General features: G+C 66.8%; 19 protein-coding genes. 13 read left to right on the top strand and 6 right to left on the bottom strand.

Features of this window, described 5'->3' with window-relative positions:
• Positions 1 to 5: 5 nt before the first annotated feature.
• Positions 6 to 650: a TetR/AcrR family transcriptional regulator gene (locus ASG64_RS02865; RefSeq protein ID WP_042573671.1), complete on the top strand. Its 645-nt coding sequence runs from the start codon at positions 6 to 8 to the stop codon at positions 648 to 650.
• 83 nt (positions 651 to 733) lie between these two features.
• Positions 734 to 946 (top strand): hypothetical protein, encoded by a 213-nt coding sequence (locus ASG64_RS02870; protein WP_042573672.1) that lies wholly within the window; start codon positions 734 to 736, stop codon positions 944 to 946.
• A gap of 9 nt (positions 947 to 955) precedes the next feature.
• On the opposite strand, the gene ASG64_RS02875 is transcribed toward ASG64_RS02870, so the two are convergent.
• Positions 956 to 1,561 carry a TetR/AcrR family transcriptional regulator gene (locus tag ASG64_RS02875; RefSeq protein WP_056069843.1) on the bottom strand — a complete coding sequence of 202 codons (606 nt, stop codon included), beginning with the start codon at positions 1,559 to 1,561 and terminating at the stop codon, positions 956 to 958.
• 209 nt (positions 1,562 to 1,770) lie between these two features.
• Here ASG64_RS02875 and ASG64_RS02880 point away from each other — a divergent pair, with 209 nt between their 5' ends.
• The 7 genes from ASG64_RS02880 (at position 1,771) to ASG64_RS02910 (ending at position 7,941) form a co-directional block, all read left to right on the top strand.
• Positions 1,771 to 2,442 (top strand): HAD family hydrolase, encoded by a 672-nt coding sequence (locus ASG64_RS02880; protein WP_056069846.1) that lies wholly within the window; start codon positions 1,771 to 1,773, stop codon positions 2,440 to 2,442.
• A gap of 94 nt (positions 2,443 to 2,536) precedes the next feature.
• A complete protein-coding gene (locus tag ASG64_RS02885) occupies positions 2,537 to 3,757 on the top strand; it encodes a sedoheptulose 7-phosphate cyclase (RefSeq protein WP_235579468.1) in 1,221 nt (406 codons plus the stop codon).
• Entirely contained in the window at positions 3,750 to 4,562 is an 813-nt protein-coding gene (locus ASG64_RS02890) for an O-methyltransferase (RefSeq protein ID WP_056069849.1), read from the top strand. The genes ASG64_RS02885 and ASG64_RS02890 overlap by 8 nt, the downstream gene beginning before the upstream one ends.
• Entirely contained in the window at positions 4,559 to 5,854 is a 1,296-nt protein-coding gene (locus ASG64_RS02895; protein WP_042573050.1) for an ATP-grasp enzyme, read from the top strand. Before ASG64_RS02890 ends, ASG64_RS02895 begins: the two co-directional genes overlap by 4 nt.
• A complete protein-coding gene (locus ASG64_RS02900) occupies positions 5,847 to 6,914 on the top strand; it encodes a D-alanine--D-alanine ligase family protein (protein ID WP_235579469.1) in 1,068 nt (355 codons plus the stop codon). Before ASG64_RS02895 ends, ASG64_RS02900 begins: the two co-directional genes overlap by 8 nt.
• A complete protein-coding gene (locus ASG64_RS02905) occupies positions 6,914 to 7,675 on the top strand; it encodes a TauD/TfdA dioxygenase family protein (RefSeq protein WP_056069852.1) in 762 nt (253 codons plus the stop codon). The genes ASG64_RS02900 and ASG64_RS02905 overlap by 1 nt, the downstream gene beginning before the upstream one ends.
• A gap of 65 nt (positions 7,676 to 7,740) precedes the next feature.
• Positions 7,741 to 7,941: a hypothetical protein gene (locus ASG64_RS02910; RefSeq protein ID WP_056069855.1), complete on the top strand. Its 201-nt coding sequence runs from the start codon at positions 7,741 to 7,743 to the stop codon at positions 7,939 to 7,941.
• Here the strand turns inward: ASG64_RS02910 and ASG64_RS02915 are convergent.
• Positions 7,925 to 8,833 (bottom strand): LysR family transcriptional regulator, encoded by a 909-nt coding sequence (locus ASG64_RS02915; protein WP_082518303.1) that lies wholly within the window; start codon positions 8,831 to 8,833, stop codon positions 7,925 to 7,927. The two genes, ASG64_RS02910 and ASG64_RS02915, sit on opposite strands and share 17 nt — an antisense overlap.
• A 78-nt stretch (positions 8,834 to 8,911) precedes the next feature.
• Between ASG64_RS02915 and ASG64_RS02920 the strand changes: the two genes are divergently transcribed.
• Complete coding sequence (locus ASG64_RS02920) at positions 8,912 to 10,159, top strand: MFS transporter (protein ID WP_056072557.1); 1,248 nt, start codon at positions 8,912 to 8,914, stop codon at positions 10,157 to 10,159.
• A 28-nt stretch (positions 10,160 to 10,187) separates the two neighbouring features.
• Positions 10,188 to 10,913: a pirin family protein gene (locus tag ASG64_RS02925; protein ID WP_056069860.1), complete on the top strand. Its 726-nt coding sequence runs from the start codon at positions 10,188 to 10,190 to the stop codon at positions 10,911 to 10,913.
• Here the strand turns inward: ASG64_RS02925 and ASG64_RS02930 are convergent.
• A complete protein-coding gene (locus tag ASG64_RS02930) occupies positions 10,904 to 12,118 on the bottom strand; it encodes a CaiB/BaiF CoA transferase family protein (protein ID WP_056069862.1) in 1,215 nt (404 codons plus the stop codon). The two genes, ASG64_RS02925 and ASG64_RS02930, sit on opposite strands and share 10 nt — an antisense overlap.
• A 177-nt stretch (positions 12,119 to 12,295) precedes the next feature.
• Between ASG64_RS02930 and ASG64_RS02935 the strand changes: the two genes are divergently transcribed.
• Together ASG64_RS02935 and ASG64_RS02940 are read left to right on the top strand one after the other, a co-directional pair.
• Positions 12,296 to 12,976 carry a YoaK family protein gene (locus tag ASG64_RS02935; protein ID WP_042573044.1) on the top strand — a complete coding sequence of 227 codons (681 nt, stop codon included), beginning with the start codon at positions 12,296 to 12,298 and terminating at the stop codon, positions 12,974 to 12,976.
• A gap of 19 nt (positions 12,977 to 12,995) precedes the next feature.
• On the top strand, positions 12,996 to 13,796 hold the full coding sequence (locus ASG64_RS02940; RefSeq protein ID WP_042573043.1) for a HugZ family pyridoxamine 5'-phosphate oxidase: 801 nt from the start codon (positions 12,996 to 12,998) through the stop codon (positions 13,794 to 13,796).
• Between the two features lie 33 nt (positions 13,797 to 13,829).
• On the opposite strand, the gene msrA is transcribed toward ASG64_RS02940, so the two are convergent.
• The 3 genes from msrA to ASG64_RS02955 all read right to left on the bottom strand — a co-directional run bounded on the left by msrA (position 13,830) and on the right by ASG64_RS02955 (position 15,868).
• Positions 13,830 to 14,378 carry a peptide-methionine (S)-S-oxide reductase MsrA gene (gene msrA, locus ASG64_RS02945; RefSeq protein WP_056069865.1) on the bottom strand — a complete coding sequence of 183 codons (549 nt, stop codon included), beginning with the start codon at positions 14,376 to 14,378 and terminating at the stop codon, positions 13,830 to 13,832.
• 91 nt (positions 14,379 to 14,469) lie between these two features.
• Positions 14,470 to 15,243 (bottom strand): ANTAR domain-containing protein, encoded by a 774-nt coding sequence (locus tag ASG64_RS02950; RefSeq protein WP_056069869.1) that lies wholly within the window; start codon positions 15,241 to 15,243, stop codon positions 14,470 to 14,472.
• Between the two features lie 109 nt (positions 15,244 to 15,352).
• Positions 15,353 to 15,868 carry a winged helix-turn-helix transcriptional regulator gene (locus ASG64_RS02955; protein ID WP_042573041.1) on the bottom strand — a complete coding sequence of 172 codons (516 nt, stop codon included), beginning with the start codon at positions 15,866 to 15,868 and terminating at the stop codon, positions 15,353 to 15,355.
• Positions 15,869 to 15,877: the final 9 nt, after the last annotated feature.

Below are 15,877 nucleotides of genomic sequence, written 5' to 3' on the forward strand. Positions count from 1 at the left end.
GCCGGGTGACAGATCAGGCTCGCGCACCGCGCACCTACGGCGGCCAGAGCCCCGACGAACGCACGGCTCGGCGGAGGCGTCAGATTCTCGACGCGGGCAGGCAATCCTTCGGTTCGGTCGGATTCCGGGCGTCGACGGTGCGCGGCATCTGCCGCGACGCACACGTGGCCGACCGGTACTTCTACGAGCTGTTCCCGACGATGGAGGACCTCCTCGTCGCCGTCTACCTCGAGTGCATCGACACCTTGACCGACGCCGCGGCCACCGCGTTGTCGACGGCGCCGCCCGGCGCCGACACGTCGGAATTCGTCCGCCGCGGCCTCGACGGCTTCTTCGCCGCGGTACAGGACCGCACGACGGCCCGCGTCGTCTGGCTCGAAGTGCTCGGCGTAGCCCCGCAGGTCGACAGCACCTACCTGGCGACGATGCGGAAGTTCGGGGACTTCATGACGTCCTACCTCGCGCAGGTTCTCCCCGAAGCCGCGGACGCCGAATTCACCGACCGATTGGTCACCGCCGCCGTCGGCGGTCTCAGCCACACCGCCCTGACCTGGATCATGGACGACTACCGAACTCCGCGGGCCGACCTGGTCGAGGGATCGGTGCGATTCGTCGTCGGCGTGCTCGAGGCTGCTCGGCCGACGCGATAAATCAGTCGACGTGCAGTGGTCGTCGCTGCCACTCTGATCGGGCAACGTACGACCGAGACGACCCGATCAGCACCAGGACTGCCATGTATCCCACCCATCCCGACGTGTTCCTGCTCGTCCAGCGGCAGGAACTGGCCCAGCACGTCCGCGACGGCGAGCGTCGCCGCATCGCTGCCGCTCGACGGCGCCTCGAGCGTGACGAGGATCGCCTGCAGCGTGCGTTCGTCGAACTGACCGTGGCTCTGGCCGACAGGTCCGAGTCGCGGCGACGGGTGGAGGAACTGGTCGGGCGGTAGCGCCGGGGTTCAGACCTGCTGCTCGGGTCGCCGCAGTCCTGCCAGCACGATGTCGACGGCGGCGTCGATCGTGGCGTCGTCGGGAAGCGTCCCGTACATCAGGGCGGGGCAGATGACGGCGCCCGAGAGCATCGTGACGGCGGCATCGAGATCGGGACCCGAGGCGATCTCGCCGATGATGCGCCGCGCGTACTGCTGACCGTCGTCGACGATGCGCTGCCGCATCCGTCCGATCTCGTCCACACTCGCTCCCCACTGCGCCATGGCCATGAGGATGCGGTCGAGGCGCCGCTCGCTGATGGCGCGACGGAATTCGTGCAGCTCCCCCACCAGATCGGTCCGGGCATCGCCGGTCATCTCGTGGTGCGGCATGTCGCCGATCGCGTCCAGCGCCATGCCCAGGAGGTCGAACCGGGACGGCCAGTGCGTGTACAGCGTGGTCTTGGAATATCCCGCGACACGTGCCACGTGAGCGTGGGTGACGGCTTCCCACCCCTCGTTCGTGAGGACGTCCAGAGCTGCTCGTGAGACATCCGCGCGTGTACGCGAGACGCGTGCGTCCTCTGCCGCGATCTGATCGCCGATTCTGTTTCGAGCGTCCGGGGTACTACTCATCTGTTCGCGTCACCTCCTCACTGTGAAGGTGAAGTTACGCGAGTTTCGAGTACAGACCTATTGAACGGCGAGTCCACTACTGTACTGTCGGGTAAGTTTCGTGCTCGGCAGGTCGATCGACCGGTGTCACAGCACCAGTGGCTGGCATCGCCTGATCTCGACATCTCTGCCGCCGTGCTCCCCCACCATGGTTCTCTGGAAGGACAACGATGTCTGCAATCCTCTTCGGCTCCATCAGCACCCTCGCCGACACCTCCGAACTGCAACGACGAGCGTTCAACGAGGCATTCTCGACCCACGGTCTCGACTGGAACTGGTCTCGTGAGGACTACATCTCGATGCTGGGATCCAACGGTGGCGCCAACCGGATCGAGGACTTCGCGACGGAGCGCGGCGTCGACGTCGACGCGTCCGCCGTGCACGCGACCAAGTCCGAAATTTTCCGATCGTTGATCGCCTCGACCGGCGTCTCACCGCGACCCGGCGTCGTCGACACCATCTCCGCAGCGAAGAAGAACGACGTCAAGGTCGGTTTCGTCACCACGACCTCCAAGGACAACGTGGCAGTGCTGCTCGAGGCGCTCGCCCCCGAGGTCTCCGCGGACTCCTTCGACGTGATCGTCGATGCCGACGACGTCGAGCAGGGCAAGCCCGACCCGGCGTCCTACGCCTTCGCACTGGGCAAGCTCGGTGAATCCGCGGCATCGTGCGTCGCGGTCGAGGACAACGCCGGCGGCGTGAAGGCGGCCGTGGCGGCGGACATCACGTGCGTCGCGTTCCCGAACGAGAACACCACGGGCAGCGACTTCGCCGGCGCGGCCGAGACGGTCGAATCCCTGGACCCCGTCCGCCTCGAATCCTTGGCGACGGCTCGATCCTGAGCCGAGAGTCCGACTCCACCTTTCCAGCGCCGAGCGCCCCGCTCGCGCACTGTTTTCCCCGGGAGAGATGCAAGTGAGCAATCTTCAAGCAAGCGTGACGGCAGACGAGAGAACCTTCCATGTGGAGGGCTACGAGAAGATCGAGTACGACCTGGTCTACGTCGACGGCGTCTTCGACGTCGACAACACCGAACTCGCCGACAGCTACACGCCCTACGGCCGATGCCTCATGGTCGTGGACGACAGCGTCCTCGAGCTGTACAACGACCGGATCACCGCGTACTTCGCCCATCACCACATCGATCTGACGGTCGTACCCGTCCAGATCAAGGAGACGGCCAAGTCGATCGAGACGTTCGAACGCATCGTCGGCAAGTTCGACGAGTTCGGACTCGTCCGCACCGAGCCGGTACTGGTCGTCGGCGGAGGCCTGACCACCGACGTGGCCGGTTTCGCCTGCGCGAGCTACCGACGCAACACCCCCTACATCCGCATCCCGACCACGCTCATCGGTCTGATCGACGCGAGCGTGAGCATCAAGGTCGCCGTCAACTACGGCAAGCACAAGAACCGCCTGGGCGCGTACCACGCGTCGCAGAAGGTGTTGCTGGACTTCAGTTTCCTCGCCACATTGCCCGAGGATCAGGTTCGCAACGGCATGGCCGAACTGATCAAGATCTCGGTGGTGGGCAACCTCGAGATCTTCGAGATGCTCGAGAAGCACGGTGCCGAGTTGCTGACGACGCGGTTCGGACACCTCGACGGCACCGCCGAGCTGCGGGACATCGCGGACCGTCTGACGTACAAGGCGATCGCGACGATGCTGGAACTGGAAGCGCCCAATCTCCACGAGATCGACCTCGATCGCGTGATCGCTTTCGGCCACACCTGGAGCCCCACACTCGAATTGACTCCGCCCGCTCCGTTCTTCCACGGGCACGCCATCAACATCGACATGGCCTTGTCGACGACGCTGGCCGAACAGCGCGGACACATCACCGCCGAGGACCGCGACCGAGTTCTCGGAGTCATGAGCCGCATCGGTCTCGCACTCGACAGCAGCTATCTCACGGCCGACCTGCTGGCCGACGCCACGTCGTCCATTCTCAAGACTCGTGATGGGATTCTCCGCGCGGCAGTGCCGGCGCCCATCGGGTCGTGCGAATTCCTCAACGACGTGACCGTCGACGAGTTGGCGGACACGCTCACGCTGCACAAGAAGATCTGTCTCGAGCACGATCGGGACGGTGACGGCGTGGACATGTTCACCTCACCTGCGCCCGAGGCCGGAGTCGGTTCGTCGACCGATGCCTGATACGCACGAAACAGCGGGGCCACGTCCGGTCACTCCGACGACGATCGCGGCGCACGAGCTGACGGTTCTGTGCGACGAGATCGCGTCGGGCAGCAGCGGTGACGACATCGTCGCGCGTCTACGGCGTGCTCGCGATGTCGTCGCCGGTCTCGATCCGTACCTGGACCGGTGCACGTCCCCCGAAACCCCTGCTCTGGCCGACCTGGCTGCTCGCACCAGGTCGGCCGAGTGGGCCGGGAGCGCCCTGGAGCAGGAAATGCTGTCCGGCCACGTCGAGGGTCAGTTCCTCAAGTTCCTCGTCGGCATGACCGGTGCGGTGAACGTTCTCGAGATCGGCATGTTCACCGGCTACTCGGCGCTGGCGATGGCCGAGGAACTTCCGGCGGGTGGACGCGTGGTCGCCTGCGAGGTGGACCGGGCGGTCGCCGACTTCGCGCGGTCGTGCTTCGACGCCTCCCCCGTCGGCGATCGGATCGACATCGTCGTCGGGCCCGCGGCGGACACTCTTCTCTCCCTGGCGTCGGACGAGCGCACCTTCGACCTCGTCTTCATCGACGCCGACAAGGGCGGGTATCTGCACTACCTGAATGCGCTGCTCGACTCGACACTGCTGGCGCCCCGCGCTGTCATCGCCGTCGACAACACGCTGTTGCAGGGCGAGCCGTACCTCGACGAGTCCCGGTCGGTGAACGGTTCCGCGATCGCGGCGTTCAACGACGCGGTCGCCGCGGATCCCCGCGTGGAGCAGGTCGTCCTACCGCTACGGGACGGACTGACTCTCATCCGTCGATCGACCGCATCATGAGGGGCACGACCGGCCGGTCCGTCACGGCGCTGGCGGTGCTGGCGCTCACTGCCCCACTCGATCTGATCGCCGTCGCCACCACGGTCGGGTCACGGCGCACCGCTCCGGGAACTCCCGCCCGGGAACGGCGGACGGTGCTGATCAACGGCGGCAAGATGACCAAGTCGCTCCAACTCGCACGCTCCTTCCATGGGGCAGGACACCGCGTAGTCCTGGTGGAGTCGGCGAAGTACCGCTACACCGCTCATCGGTTCTCCCGAGCCGTCGACGTCTTCCACACCGTCCCCGAGGCGTCCGACGTCGGCTATGCCGAGGCTGTCGCCGAGATCGCCCGCCGCGAGAACGCAGACGTGTTCGTTCCCGTGTCGAGCCCGGCATCGAGCGTCCCCGACGCGGAGGTCGGCCGACTGCTCGCCGGGGTGTGCGACGTCATCCACGTGGACTCCGCCACGGTGGCGATGCTCGACGACAAGGTCCAGTTCTCGAAGACGGCCGAATCGCTGGGCCTCCGAGTTCCGCAGTCCCACCTGATCACCGATCGCCGACAACTGCTCGATTTCGACTTCCCGCCGGGGCGCCGCTTCATCCTCAAACGGATCGCCTACAACCCGGTCGGCCGCATGGACCTGACGCCGTTGTCCCGGGATACGCCGGATGCCAACGCGGAGTTCATCTCTCGGTTGTCCGTGTCGGCCGACGATCCCTGGATCCTGCAGGAGTTCGTGGACGGGCAGGAGTACTGCACTCACTCGACCGTCAGGAACGGACGGGTCCAGGTGTACGGGTGCTGCGAGTCCTCCGCGTTCCAGATCAACTACGCGATGGTGGACAAACCCGAAATCCGCTCCTGGGTAGAGCATTTCGTGGGCGAGCTCGGGCTCACAGGTCAGGTGTCCTTCGACTTCATCGAGGGCGCCGACGGTCACCCCTACGCCATCGAGTGCAACCCGCGCACACACTCGGCCATCACGATGTTCCACGATCACCCGGACGTCGCGGCGGCGTACCTCGAGGACGGCCATCCCGTCATCACTCCACTCCCGACCGCACGCCCCACCTACTGGCTCTATCACGAGGTCTGGCGGCTGCTCACCGAACCGGGACGCGTGCACCGACTGCGGACCATCCTCGGTGGCAAGGATGCGGTCTTCACCCGCTGGGATCCGCTGCCGTACTTCATGCTCTACCACCTGCACCTGCCGTCATTGCTGTGGGCGAACCTGCGCAAGGGCGGGTCGTGGAGTCGAGTCGACGCCAACATCGGCAAACTCGTGGAGGCCGGCGGTGACTGACACGACGACTCCCGACACCTCGGGAACCCTGGCGATCCTGCACCTCGTCGGCTCGGCCGTCGACGACTTCCACTCGGATCTCTCGCGCGTCTACGCGCGGGACGCCCTGTCCTCCCTCGCCGACCCGGCGAAATACACCATGCACATCGCCTTGGTCTCCCCCGATTCGACATGGCGGTTCCCGGCCGACCTGTCCGACGCGGCCGTCGCCGCGGCGGACGCGATGTCGGTGTCCCGAGCACTCGATCACATCGCCGACCTCGGTATCGACGCGGTGGTCCCGCAGATGTTCTGCCTTCCCGGCATGACCTCGTACCGCGCACTGTTCGACGTGCTTCGAATCCCTCTGCTGGGCAACAGAGCCGATGTCATGGCCCTCGCCGCCGACAAGGCCCGGACGCGGGCGATCGTCGCCGCCGCAGGGGTCGATGTACCCGAGGGCGTCGTGGTGACGGCGCGGAGCGACGGCGGCAGCCCTCTCTCCCTTCCGGTCGTCGTCAAGCCCGTCGACGCCGACAATTCCGTCGGAGTGGCCCTTGCCCGGACTGCCGACGACTACGCGGCGGCACTCGTGGACGCCGGTCGTCATTCCTCGCGAGTGCTGGTCGAGACCTATGTCGACCTCGGCCGCGAGGTGCGGTGCGGCATCATCGTCGTCGACGGGCAGGTCGTGTGCCTGCCGCTCGAGGAATACGCGGTCGACGCGACGAGCAAGCCGATCCGCACCCGTGACGACAAACTCGCCCGTGACGACGACGGCGAACTGTACCTGGTGGCGAAGAACGCGACGCGGGCATGGATCGTCGCCGAGGACGATCCGGTGACCGAGCGGGTCTGGGAGATGGCACGAATCGCTCACCGCGCGTTGGGTTGTCGGCACTACAGCCTGTTCGATTTCCGCATCGACCCGGACGGTCGGCCGTGGTTCCTCGAGGCCGGCCTGTACTGCTCGTACGCCCGCGGCAGTGTCGTGGCCGTGATGGCCGCCGCTGCCGGTATCGGTCTGCCCGATCTGTTCGCGAGCGGCCTGAAGGAACTCGCCGAAGAAGGAGAACGCTGATGCGCCATACCGTCATCGACCCTGTCGGAGTGCTCGTCGAGGACGCCGACGTCGAGTCGCTCGAACCCTCTCAGGTCGAGGAGATCCGCACTCTCGCCGCGGAGCACGGCGTCGTCGTGTTCCGCGAGCAGACCCTCGACGACGTGCGCTTCGCCGACTTCCTCCGAAGCCTCGGCGAGATCGTCTTCACCGAGGGTGAGACGCCCGTCGACGGACATTCCGATCTGAACGTCATCAGCAACGTCGGCCGCACCACGACTCCTCGATCCACTTTCCACGTGGACACGAGCTATGTCGCGAAGCCGCCGTCGTACACCGCTCTCCGCGCGGTGACGGTCCCCCGCGAGGGCGGGCAGACCGTCTTCAGCAACCAGTACCGCGCGTGGGAGACGCTGCCGGTCGACATGCGTTCCGATCTCGAGGACCGCACTCTGACCCACGTCGTCACCGGACTGGACCTGCCCGACGACGCCGAGTCGTCCGCGGAGCATCCTCTGGCGGCACTGCATCCCCTCTCGGGCCGCCGGTCGCTGTACATGTCCACCCCCAAGCGGTGCGCCTCGATCAGCGGGATGACCGCTGAGCAGACGGCCCGGACCGTGCAGTTCCTCTACGACCACTCCACCGCGGAGAGAAACGTCTATCGGCACACCTGGCAGCCCGGCGACGTCGTGCTGTGGGACAACCGGTGCGTCATGCACCGGGCGGACCATTCCGGGGTCGTCGGCGACAGGGTGATGCATCGCGGCATGGCCCGGTAGCCGAAGGACCCACAGGCACTTCCCAGCTTCCTGTCAGCAGGATCGCGGGTCGGACGCGCACTCTGGTGATCGTCACCGAACCACTCGATCGTCAGGAGCAATCCCCCGTGCTGGACTACCTCGTCACCTCGTCCGCCGCTCTCGGCGCCGTCGGCATCCTGGCCGTCATGGCTGCCGCGGGCTCGGTAGCGAAGTCCGCACCCGCGGGCCTCGTCGAACCCGATCGCCACGGCCCCGTCCTGCAGGACGTCAGCGGCCGACGATAGCGGGGCCTCGCCGCACCACCATGTCGCGGAACGCGATGGCGGGGGCCGGCATCTGCCGAGCGGGCCACACCACTCCGATCCGCCGACGCGCTGCCCTGTCGTTCAACGCGATGTCGACAGTGGGCAACACCCCTGCGGAGCCGTTCGCGGGTGGGAGGACGCTCACGCCGAGTCCCGCACCGACCAGTCCGCGCACCGTATGGAAGTCCTGCCCTTCGAAGGCGATGGTGGGCGCCATACCCGCGTCCGCCCACAGCGTTTCGCACACCGAGCGCATCCCGTAACCGTGCTCCATGACGACGTACGGCTCGTCCGCGGTCTCCACGAGGTCCATGACCCGTCGCCCGGCCAGACGGTGGTGCGCCGGAACCACCGCGACGAGGCGTTCCTCGTACAGCCCGAACGACGTGTCGGGACCGTGCTCGTCGCCGAGGGAGACGAAGGCCAGGTCGGCGCGGCCGTCCTCCAACCGGTCGAGGCACCGAGCGCGTGCGCCCTGATCGAGCGCGAACGTCACCGCCGGGTGGTCGGCCAAGAACCGTCGGATCAGCAATGGCAGGACACCCTCGCCGACAGTGTTCTGGAAGCTCACCGATATGCGGCCGCGCGTCCGGGCATCCTGTTCGCTCATCGCGTCGAGCCCGGCCTCCACGTCGCGAGCGGCACGTTCGAGGAACGGCATCAGAGCTCGACCCGCCGCCGTCAGAGCGATTCCGCGACCGCGTCGTTCGATCACCGGAACACCCAGGATCGACGACGCGCGAGCCAATTGCCTGCTGACGGTCGGTTGCGGAACGCCGAGCCGGTGGGCGGCCTCGGTGATGTGTTCGGTGTCGGCCACGGCCAGCAGCGTAGGGATCAGCGGCAGCAGCGATTCGGCCTCGGTGCGCATACCCGAAAGATACGCCGAGATCATCGATCGACGACGTCGAATGCATTGGACGAATGGATCGTCACCGGCCTACCGTCGATGACTGTGAGCACCGATCGTTCTTTCACCGACGCGCCGATCGCGCAGGATCAGTGGGACGGCCACGTCAAGGGATCGCGGGAGTACCGCAAGCTCGTCGCGGCCCTGCTCCTGGCCGGTATCGCGACGTTCGCCCAGCTCTACTCCGTGCAGGGCATCCTGCCGCTGATCGCGTCGTCGCTGTCCATCACTCCGTCGCAGTCGTCCCTCGCCGTCGGATGCGCCACCGTCGGCGTCGCGGTCGCGGTACTTCCGTGGTCGATGGTGGCCGATCGGGTGGGACGCGTCCGGGCCATGAGCATCTCGATCGTCACCGCCACAGCCCTCGGACTCGTCGTCCCGTTGTCCACCTCGTTGCCGATGCTTCTCGGCGTCAGGTTCGTCGAGGGAGCCGCCCTCGGCGGACTGCCTGCCATCGCGATCGCATACCTCAGCGAGGAAGTGGACCGCCGCCACACCGCGGTCGCCGCGGCCACCTACGTGTCCGGAACGACCATCGGCGGCCTGCTGGGCCGCATCGTCGCCGGTCCGGTGGCCGAGGCGACCAACTGGCGCATCGGCACGCTCACCGTGTCGATCATCGCGGCACTGGCCGCGGCGACCTTCCTGCGGCTGGCACCCACTCCGCGGCGAGCCCTTCCCGACGGACAGGACGGGCCGGGGCTGCGCGAGAAGATCATGTCGAACCTGCGCGACCCGGGTATGCGCGCCCTGTACGGACAGGCGTTTCTGCTGATGGGCGGATTCGTCACCGTCTACAACTACCTGGGGTTCCGGCTCGAGGCAGCCCCGTTCGGTCTTCCACAGTCGCTGATCAGCCTGATCTTCGTCGCGTACCTCAGTGGAACAGTGTCCTCCCGTGTCGCAGGACAGCTGGCCGGGCGTTTCGGGCGGAGTGTCGTGCTCGCCGGATCGACCGGCGTCATGATCGCCGGCGTTGCCCTGACCGCCTTCGACGCCTTGGCGATCGTCCTCGTGGGACTGGTGATCTTCACCGTCGGGTTCTTCGCGGCGCACGCCATCGCATCCGGATGGACCGGGCACCGTGCGACCGTCGGCCGGGCGCAGTCCGCCTCGCTGTACAACCTCTTCTACTACGGGGGATCGAGCATCGTCGGGTGGACGGGCGGTGTGATCTTCCAGGCGTTCGGGTGGACCGCGATGGCCGCCTTCGTCATCTCCCTGGCCGTGCTGGCAGCGCTGTGGTCACTGGTACTGCGAACCCCCCGGCCAGCTCAGAGCCGATAGCCGGCGGGTGGCCGGTAGCGTTGCCGCGATGAGCGTCGTCGTGATTCCCTCGGCCGAGCGCATCCGGTGGCGCGACGGGTGGCTGGATTCGCGTCAGTCGTTTCCCGTTGCCGGCAACTACGATCTGGCCGCCAACGCGTTCGGCCTCCTCCTCGTCCACAACGACGACACCGTCGACGCCGGAGAAGGGTTCGACAGTCACCAGCACGCGGACGTCGAGATCGTCACGTGGGTTCTCGAGGGAGCGCTCGTCCACCGCGATTCGATGGGCAACGAGGGCGTGATCACCGAAGGTCTGGCGCAACGTATGAGTGCAGGGACGGGAGTCGTGCACTCCGAGCGCAACGCGGCCGGGTACAGCTCGAGGGCTCGCCTGCGGGTGGTCCAGATGTGGTTACCGCCGGATCGCCTCGGATTGGAACCGAGCTACGAGGAGTACGCGGCCGGCGAGGATCTGGCGTCGGGACGGCTGATCACCGTCGCATCCGGGATGGAACGCGACCGCGGTGGCACCGCCGTCGGACTGGGCAACGGCGCTGCGGCGCTGCATGTCTCACGACTCGTGGCGGGAACGCCGGTGCTGCTCCCCCGAGCCCCGTTCGTGCACGTGTTCGTCTCCCGTGGCACCGTCACCGTCGACGGTGTCGGCACGCTGGACGAGGGCGACGCCCTTCGTGTCACCGACTCCGGTGGACACCGCGTCACCGGTGACGGCGCAGAGATCCTGGTGTGGGAGATGCACTCTCACGCGTGATCGGTGTGCTCGCCGACGCTGTCCAACACCTCGGTTGTGTGCTGCCCCAAGGCGGGCCCCGGAGGGCGGACACGGCCCGTCCGCTCCCCCAGCACCGGGACGACCCCGGTGAAGAGGACATCGATCGTCTCGTCGTCACCGGTATCGACCGACACCGTCTCGATCATTCTGCGCGCCACGAACTGCGGATCCACCGAGACGTCGGCCGCGGTGTTGATGGCCCCACACGGCACGTCAGCGGCGCCGAGCAGTCGGAGCGCGTCGTCGCGTGTCCTGGTAGCGGTCCATTCCCCGATGGCGTCGTCGATCTCGTCTCGACGCGCCCAGCGCCCCGGTCCCGTTGCGAGCTCCTCGTCGGACGCCAGATCCGGTCGGTCGATGGCGAGCATGTAGCGCGTGAAGATCGCATCACCGTTGCCGGCCACGACGATCGAGAGGCCGTCGGAACACACGTAGGCGTTGGACGGCGCGATCCCCTCCATCCGGCCTCCGAGCCTGGTCCTCTCGACGCCGTAGGCGGAATAGTCCGGGACGAGCGACTCGAGCATCGACAGCATGGACTCGCCGAGCGCGACGTCGACGGTCCGAGATCCCGTCTGCGGACCGCTGCTGAGCCCTCGCCGGTACAACTCCATGACCGCACCGAACGCGGCGTACAGGCCGGCGATGGTGTCGCCGATGGACACGCCCACTCGCACGGGCGGCCTGTCCGGATCGCCGACCAGTTCCCGGAATCCGCTGTGCGCCTCCGATACTGCGGCAAATCCCGGGCGGGCGGACAACGGTCCGCTCTGTCCGTACGCGGAGACTCGGACGAGGATGATCCCCGGCCTCGTCGCCTCGAGGACGTCCGGACCGATGCCCCACTTCTCGAGCGTTCCGGGGCGGAAGTTCTCGACGACGATGTCGCACGACGCCGCGATACGGAGAACGTCCCGGCGCCCCTCCTCGGTGCGCAGATCCAGCACCACCGATTTCTTGCCGCGGTTGAGGGTGTGGAACAACATCGACGTATCACCCTTGTAGAGACGCCAGGAGCGGGTTTCGTCCCCTGTCCCGGGTCGTTCGATCTTGATCACCTCGGCCCCGAAGTCGGCGAGCAGCCGTGACGCGGTCGGGCCGGCGATGTAATTGCCCAGCTCCAGAACTCGCACCTCCGACAGCGGAAGATCGGGGTGTGTGTCCGGTGTGGATCCCTCGGTCATGACCGTCCTTTTCGATGCTCGTCCGTGCCGATCGTACGATTCTGTCGGACGTTGTGACCGTTACCGAGGAAACAGGAGATATCGGTCGTCTACATACGGTGGAGGCGCTCTCAACCCGAGAGGCAGTGACAATCGCCATGACGACGTGAGCCGGTACTCGCTCTACCGTCGGAATTCATGAATGCCATCGCGGACAAGGAAGCTCGGTTGTCCTGGGTGCTTGCCGGCCTGGCCGGTCTGGTGGGTGCCGCAGCCTTCACCAACACGGCCGGCTACTTCGTTACCTTCATGACAGGCAACTCCGAACGTGCGGCGCTCGGGTTCTTCCGCGGGCAGAACGCCATGGCGGGGGCGGCGATCGCGTTGATCGTCACCTTCGTCGCGGGCGTCGTCGTCGCGTCGATCTGCCGCCGACGGCTGTGGAGCGACCACCCGCACGGCGCCACCGTTCTGACGAGCGTGTTCCTGGCCATCGCCAGCGTCGTGGACGTCATCGAGAGCGGAATCGCCGCATCCCGCGTCGAGTTCCTGCCCATCCTGTTCGTGTCCTTCGCGATGGGCGCGCTCAACACCTCGTTCAGCAAGAACGGCGAGGTCGTCATCCCGCTCAGCTATGTCACCGGCACGCTGGTCAAGATGGGCCAGGGCATCGAGCGGCACATGGCGGGCGGTTCCGCCTCCGACTGGCTGGGCTACGCCCTTCTGTATGCGTCGTTCGTCGGTGGTGCGGTGCTCGGAGGCATCATCAGCCTGGCCATCACGGGACCGCAGATCCTCATCGTGGCGACGGCGGTCTGCATCGTCACCACGTTCTACACCTACCGCCAGAGCGACGAGGAGACCCCGATCCTCGGGTGACACCGGTACCCTGACGGCCATGGCTTCCCTCGATCACGGCGACCCGGGTGACGCTCCCTCGATGCCGGAACCTTCTGCGCCGGTCACCGAGCCACGACGTCCCAGCGCCGCGGAGGAAGCCCGCACCGTGGCAGCGTCGACGAACACCGCGACGCTCGCGAGCCTGTCGTCCGACGGTCACCCGTGGGCGTCCTTCGTCACGTACGGACTGGTCGGGGGTGATCCGGTTCTGTGCGTGTCCCATATGGCCGAGCACGGGCGGAATCTCGCCGCGGATCAGCGGGTCAGCCTGTCCGTCGTAGCTCCCGGTGAGAACGAGGATCCGCTGGCCAGCGGGCGCATCACCCTCGCCGGCATGGTCTTCAGGCCCACGGGAGAGGACGCTGCGGTCGCGCGGGACGCTCATCTCGCCGCCGTGCCCGCCGCGAAGTATTACATCGACTACAGCGATTTCACGGTGTGGCATATGCGAGTGGACCGGGTCCGCTGGGTCGGCGGATACGGCCGCATGGATTCTGCGACCGCACAGGACTACGCGCAGGCGTCGCCGGATCCGGTGCGGCCGGGGTCTGCCTACGCCGTGGACCATCTCAATGCGGACCACGCCGACGCACTCCGCGAGATGACCGCGGCATTCGGCGGATACCCGGACGCTGTCTCGGCGACGTGCACGGGGGCCGATCGGTACGGGCTCGACATCGCCGTCACCACACCGAACGGCGTCGCCTACACGCGAGTCGGCTACCTCTCCCCCATCTCGTCGATCGACGAACTGCGCTCGGCAACAGTCGAACTGACGAAGAACGCCCGCCGCTCCTGACAGGAGCGACGGGCGTCGGACGGTTGTCGCGTATCAGCTCACAGCGTCGGCGTTACGACGCGGGAGCTTCCAGTCGGGGCGTACCCAATGGCACGTGTAACCGTTGGGGATGCGCTGCAGGTAGTCCTGGTGCTCCGGCTCGGCCTCCCAGAAGTCGCCTGCGGCAGTCACCTCGGTGACGACCTTGCCCGGCCAGATTCCCGACGCGTCGACATCGGCGATGGTGTCCAGCGCGACGTTCTTCTGCTCGTCGGACGTGTAGAAGATCGCCGAGCGGTAGCTGACTCCGCGGTCGTTGCCCTGACGGTTCTTCGTCGACGGATCGTGGATCTGGAAGAAGAACTCGAGCACGTTGCGGAACGAGGTACGCGAGGGGTCGAAGACGATCTCGACGGCTTCCGCGTGCGTACCGTGATTGCGATACGTGGCGTTGGGGACGTCGCCACCCGAATAGCCGACGCGTGTGGACAGAACGCCCGGCTGCTTGCGGATCAGTTCTTCGACACCCCAGAAGCAACCGCCCGCCAGGATCGCCGTCTCGGTGGCCGTAGGTGCAGTGCCCGAAGCGTGGTTCTCCGACATCTCTGTCTCCTTACATGAGCATGGCTCGACCTCGATCGGTCGCGTCCTCACCGACAACGCACCCGAGCCCTACATTGTTCCGACCCCGAGGTCAGGCGGCCCCGTCCGAGACGGACAGTGTCGGGTGCGAGTCCTCGATCAACGTCAGCGCCACTTCGCGCAGAGGTGTGTTCTCGGACTGGGAGATCTGCGCGAGCATGGTGAAAGCCTGGACGGCATCGACGTCGAACCGTTCCATCAGGATTCCCTTGGCCTGACCGATGACGTCTCGGCTGGCCAGGCCGTCGCGGAAGTTCTCGTCGTCACGTGCGCTCAGCAGTGCCACCGCACCGTGTGCGGCGAGGGCGGCACCGACGATCTGCTGGTCCGGACCGAACGTGTCACCGGCCCTGCTGAACAGCAGGAGGACGCCGAGGTCCTTGGACGTCGAGTCGATGTAGAGCCGGAACGCCGCCATACTCTCCACACCCCGCTCGTGGGCTGCGGCAGCGAAGGAGGGCCAGCGCCGCTCGTCACGCAGATTCTCCGCAATGACGGTGTCGACCTGCCAGATCTCGTTCTCGGTCGGGCCCTCGCCCAGCTCGTACTGCACTTTGCACAGGTCCGCCGCGACATCGTCCGTCCGCGCATGGATCTTGCGGCGGGACCCGTTCATGACGGTGACGCAGGCATGGTCGACGCCGGGCATCAGGTGTTTGGCCGACTGCACCAGGGCTGCCAACGTCTCGTCCACGGACCGACGAGTGCCGCGCAACGTTCGCGCCATGTCGGCGAGGTCGCTCACCGGCACCGATCCGGTTCGTTCGCCATCCGTCGTCCCGACGACTCGCGCCAGTTCGATCCCATCGCTGGGCGGCAGGGTCATGCGTGCTCCACTCTCGTTCCACCGCGCCGGGGTGAGGGCACGGACGTACAGACACTGTTCCGATGCAGCGTAATGGCGTCGCAAAAGTGCCCGTCCACGGGCGCCCTGCTCATCTGATCGGATCCACCAGCCGCTTGGTGTCGCGCAGGGCTCGCGACACGGCGCCCGGCCTGGGCGAACCGGACATTCCCGGACCCGGGTGCATCTCGACGGCAGACGCCGCCGGCACGACATCGCAGACGGAGCACCGGCCGTGGCCGTCCAGTCGAGTGCCGCACGCCGCGTGCCGGAACAGCCGACGCGGTCCGCCGGGCGCGGGAGCGACTCGCTCACCCCACTCGGTGAGGGCGTGCAGCACCGGCCACAACCCGACGAGCGCGTCCGTCGGCGCGTATTCCTCGCGCCCTCCGACGGGTTCCCGCTGCAGCAGTCCGTTGTCCACCAACATGGAGAGCCGCTGTGTCAGGACGGCTTTGGACATCGACAGATGGTGCTCGAAGTCGGAGAACCGGCGGACGCCGAAGAGCGAATCCCGCACGATCAGCAATGTCCATCGCTCACCGACGATCTCGAGTGCTCGCGCCAACGAGCAGTCCTGCTCCGCATAGCCCTGACCGATCGCCATGCGGCGAGC

Source organism: Rhodococcus sp. Leaf247, assembly GCF_001426185.1.
Taxonomy (GTDB): domain Bacteria; phylum Actinomycetota; class Actinomycetes; order Mycobacteriales; family Mycobacteriaceae; genus Rhodococcoides.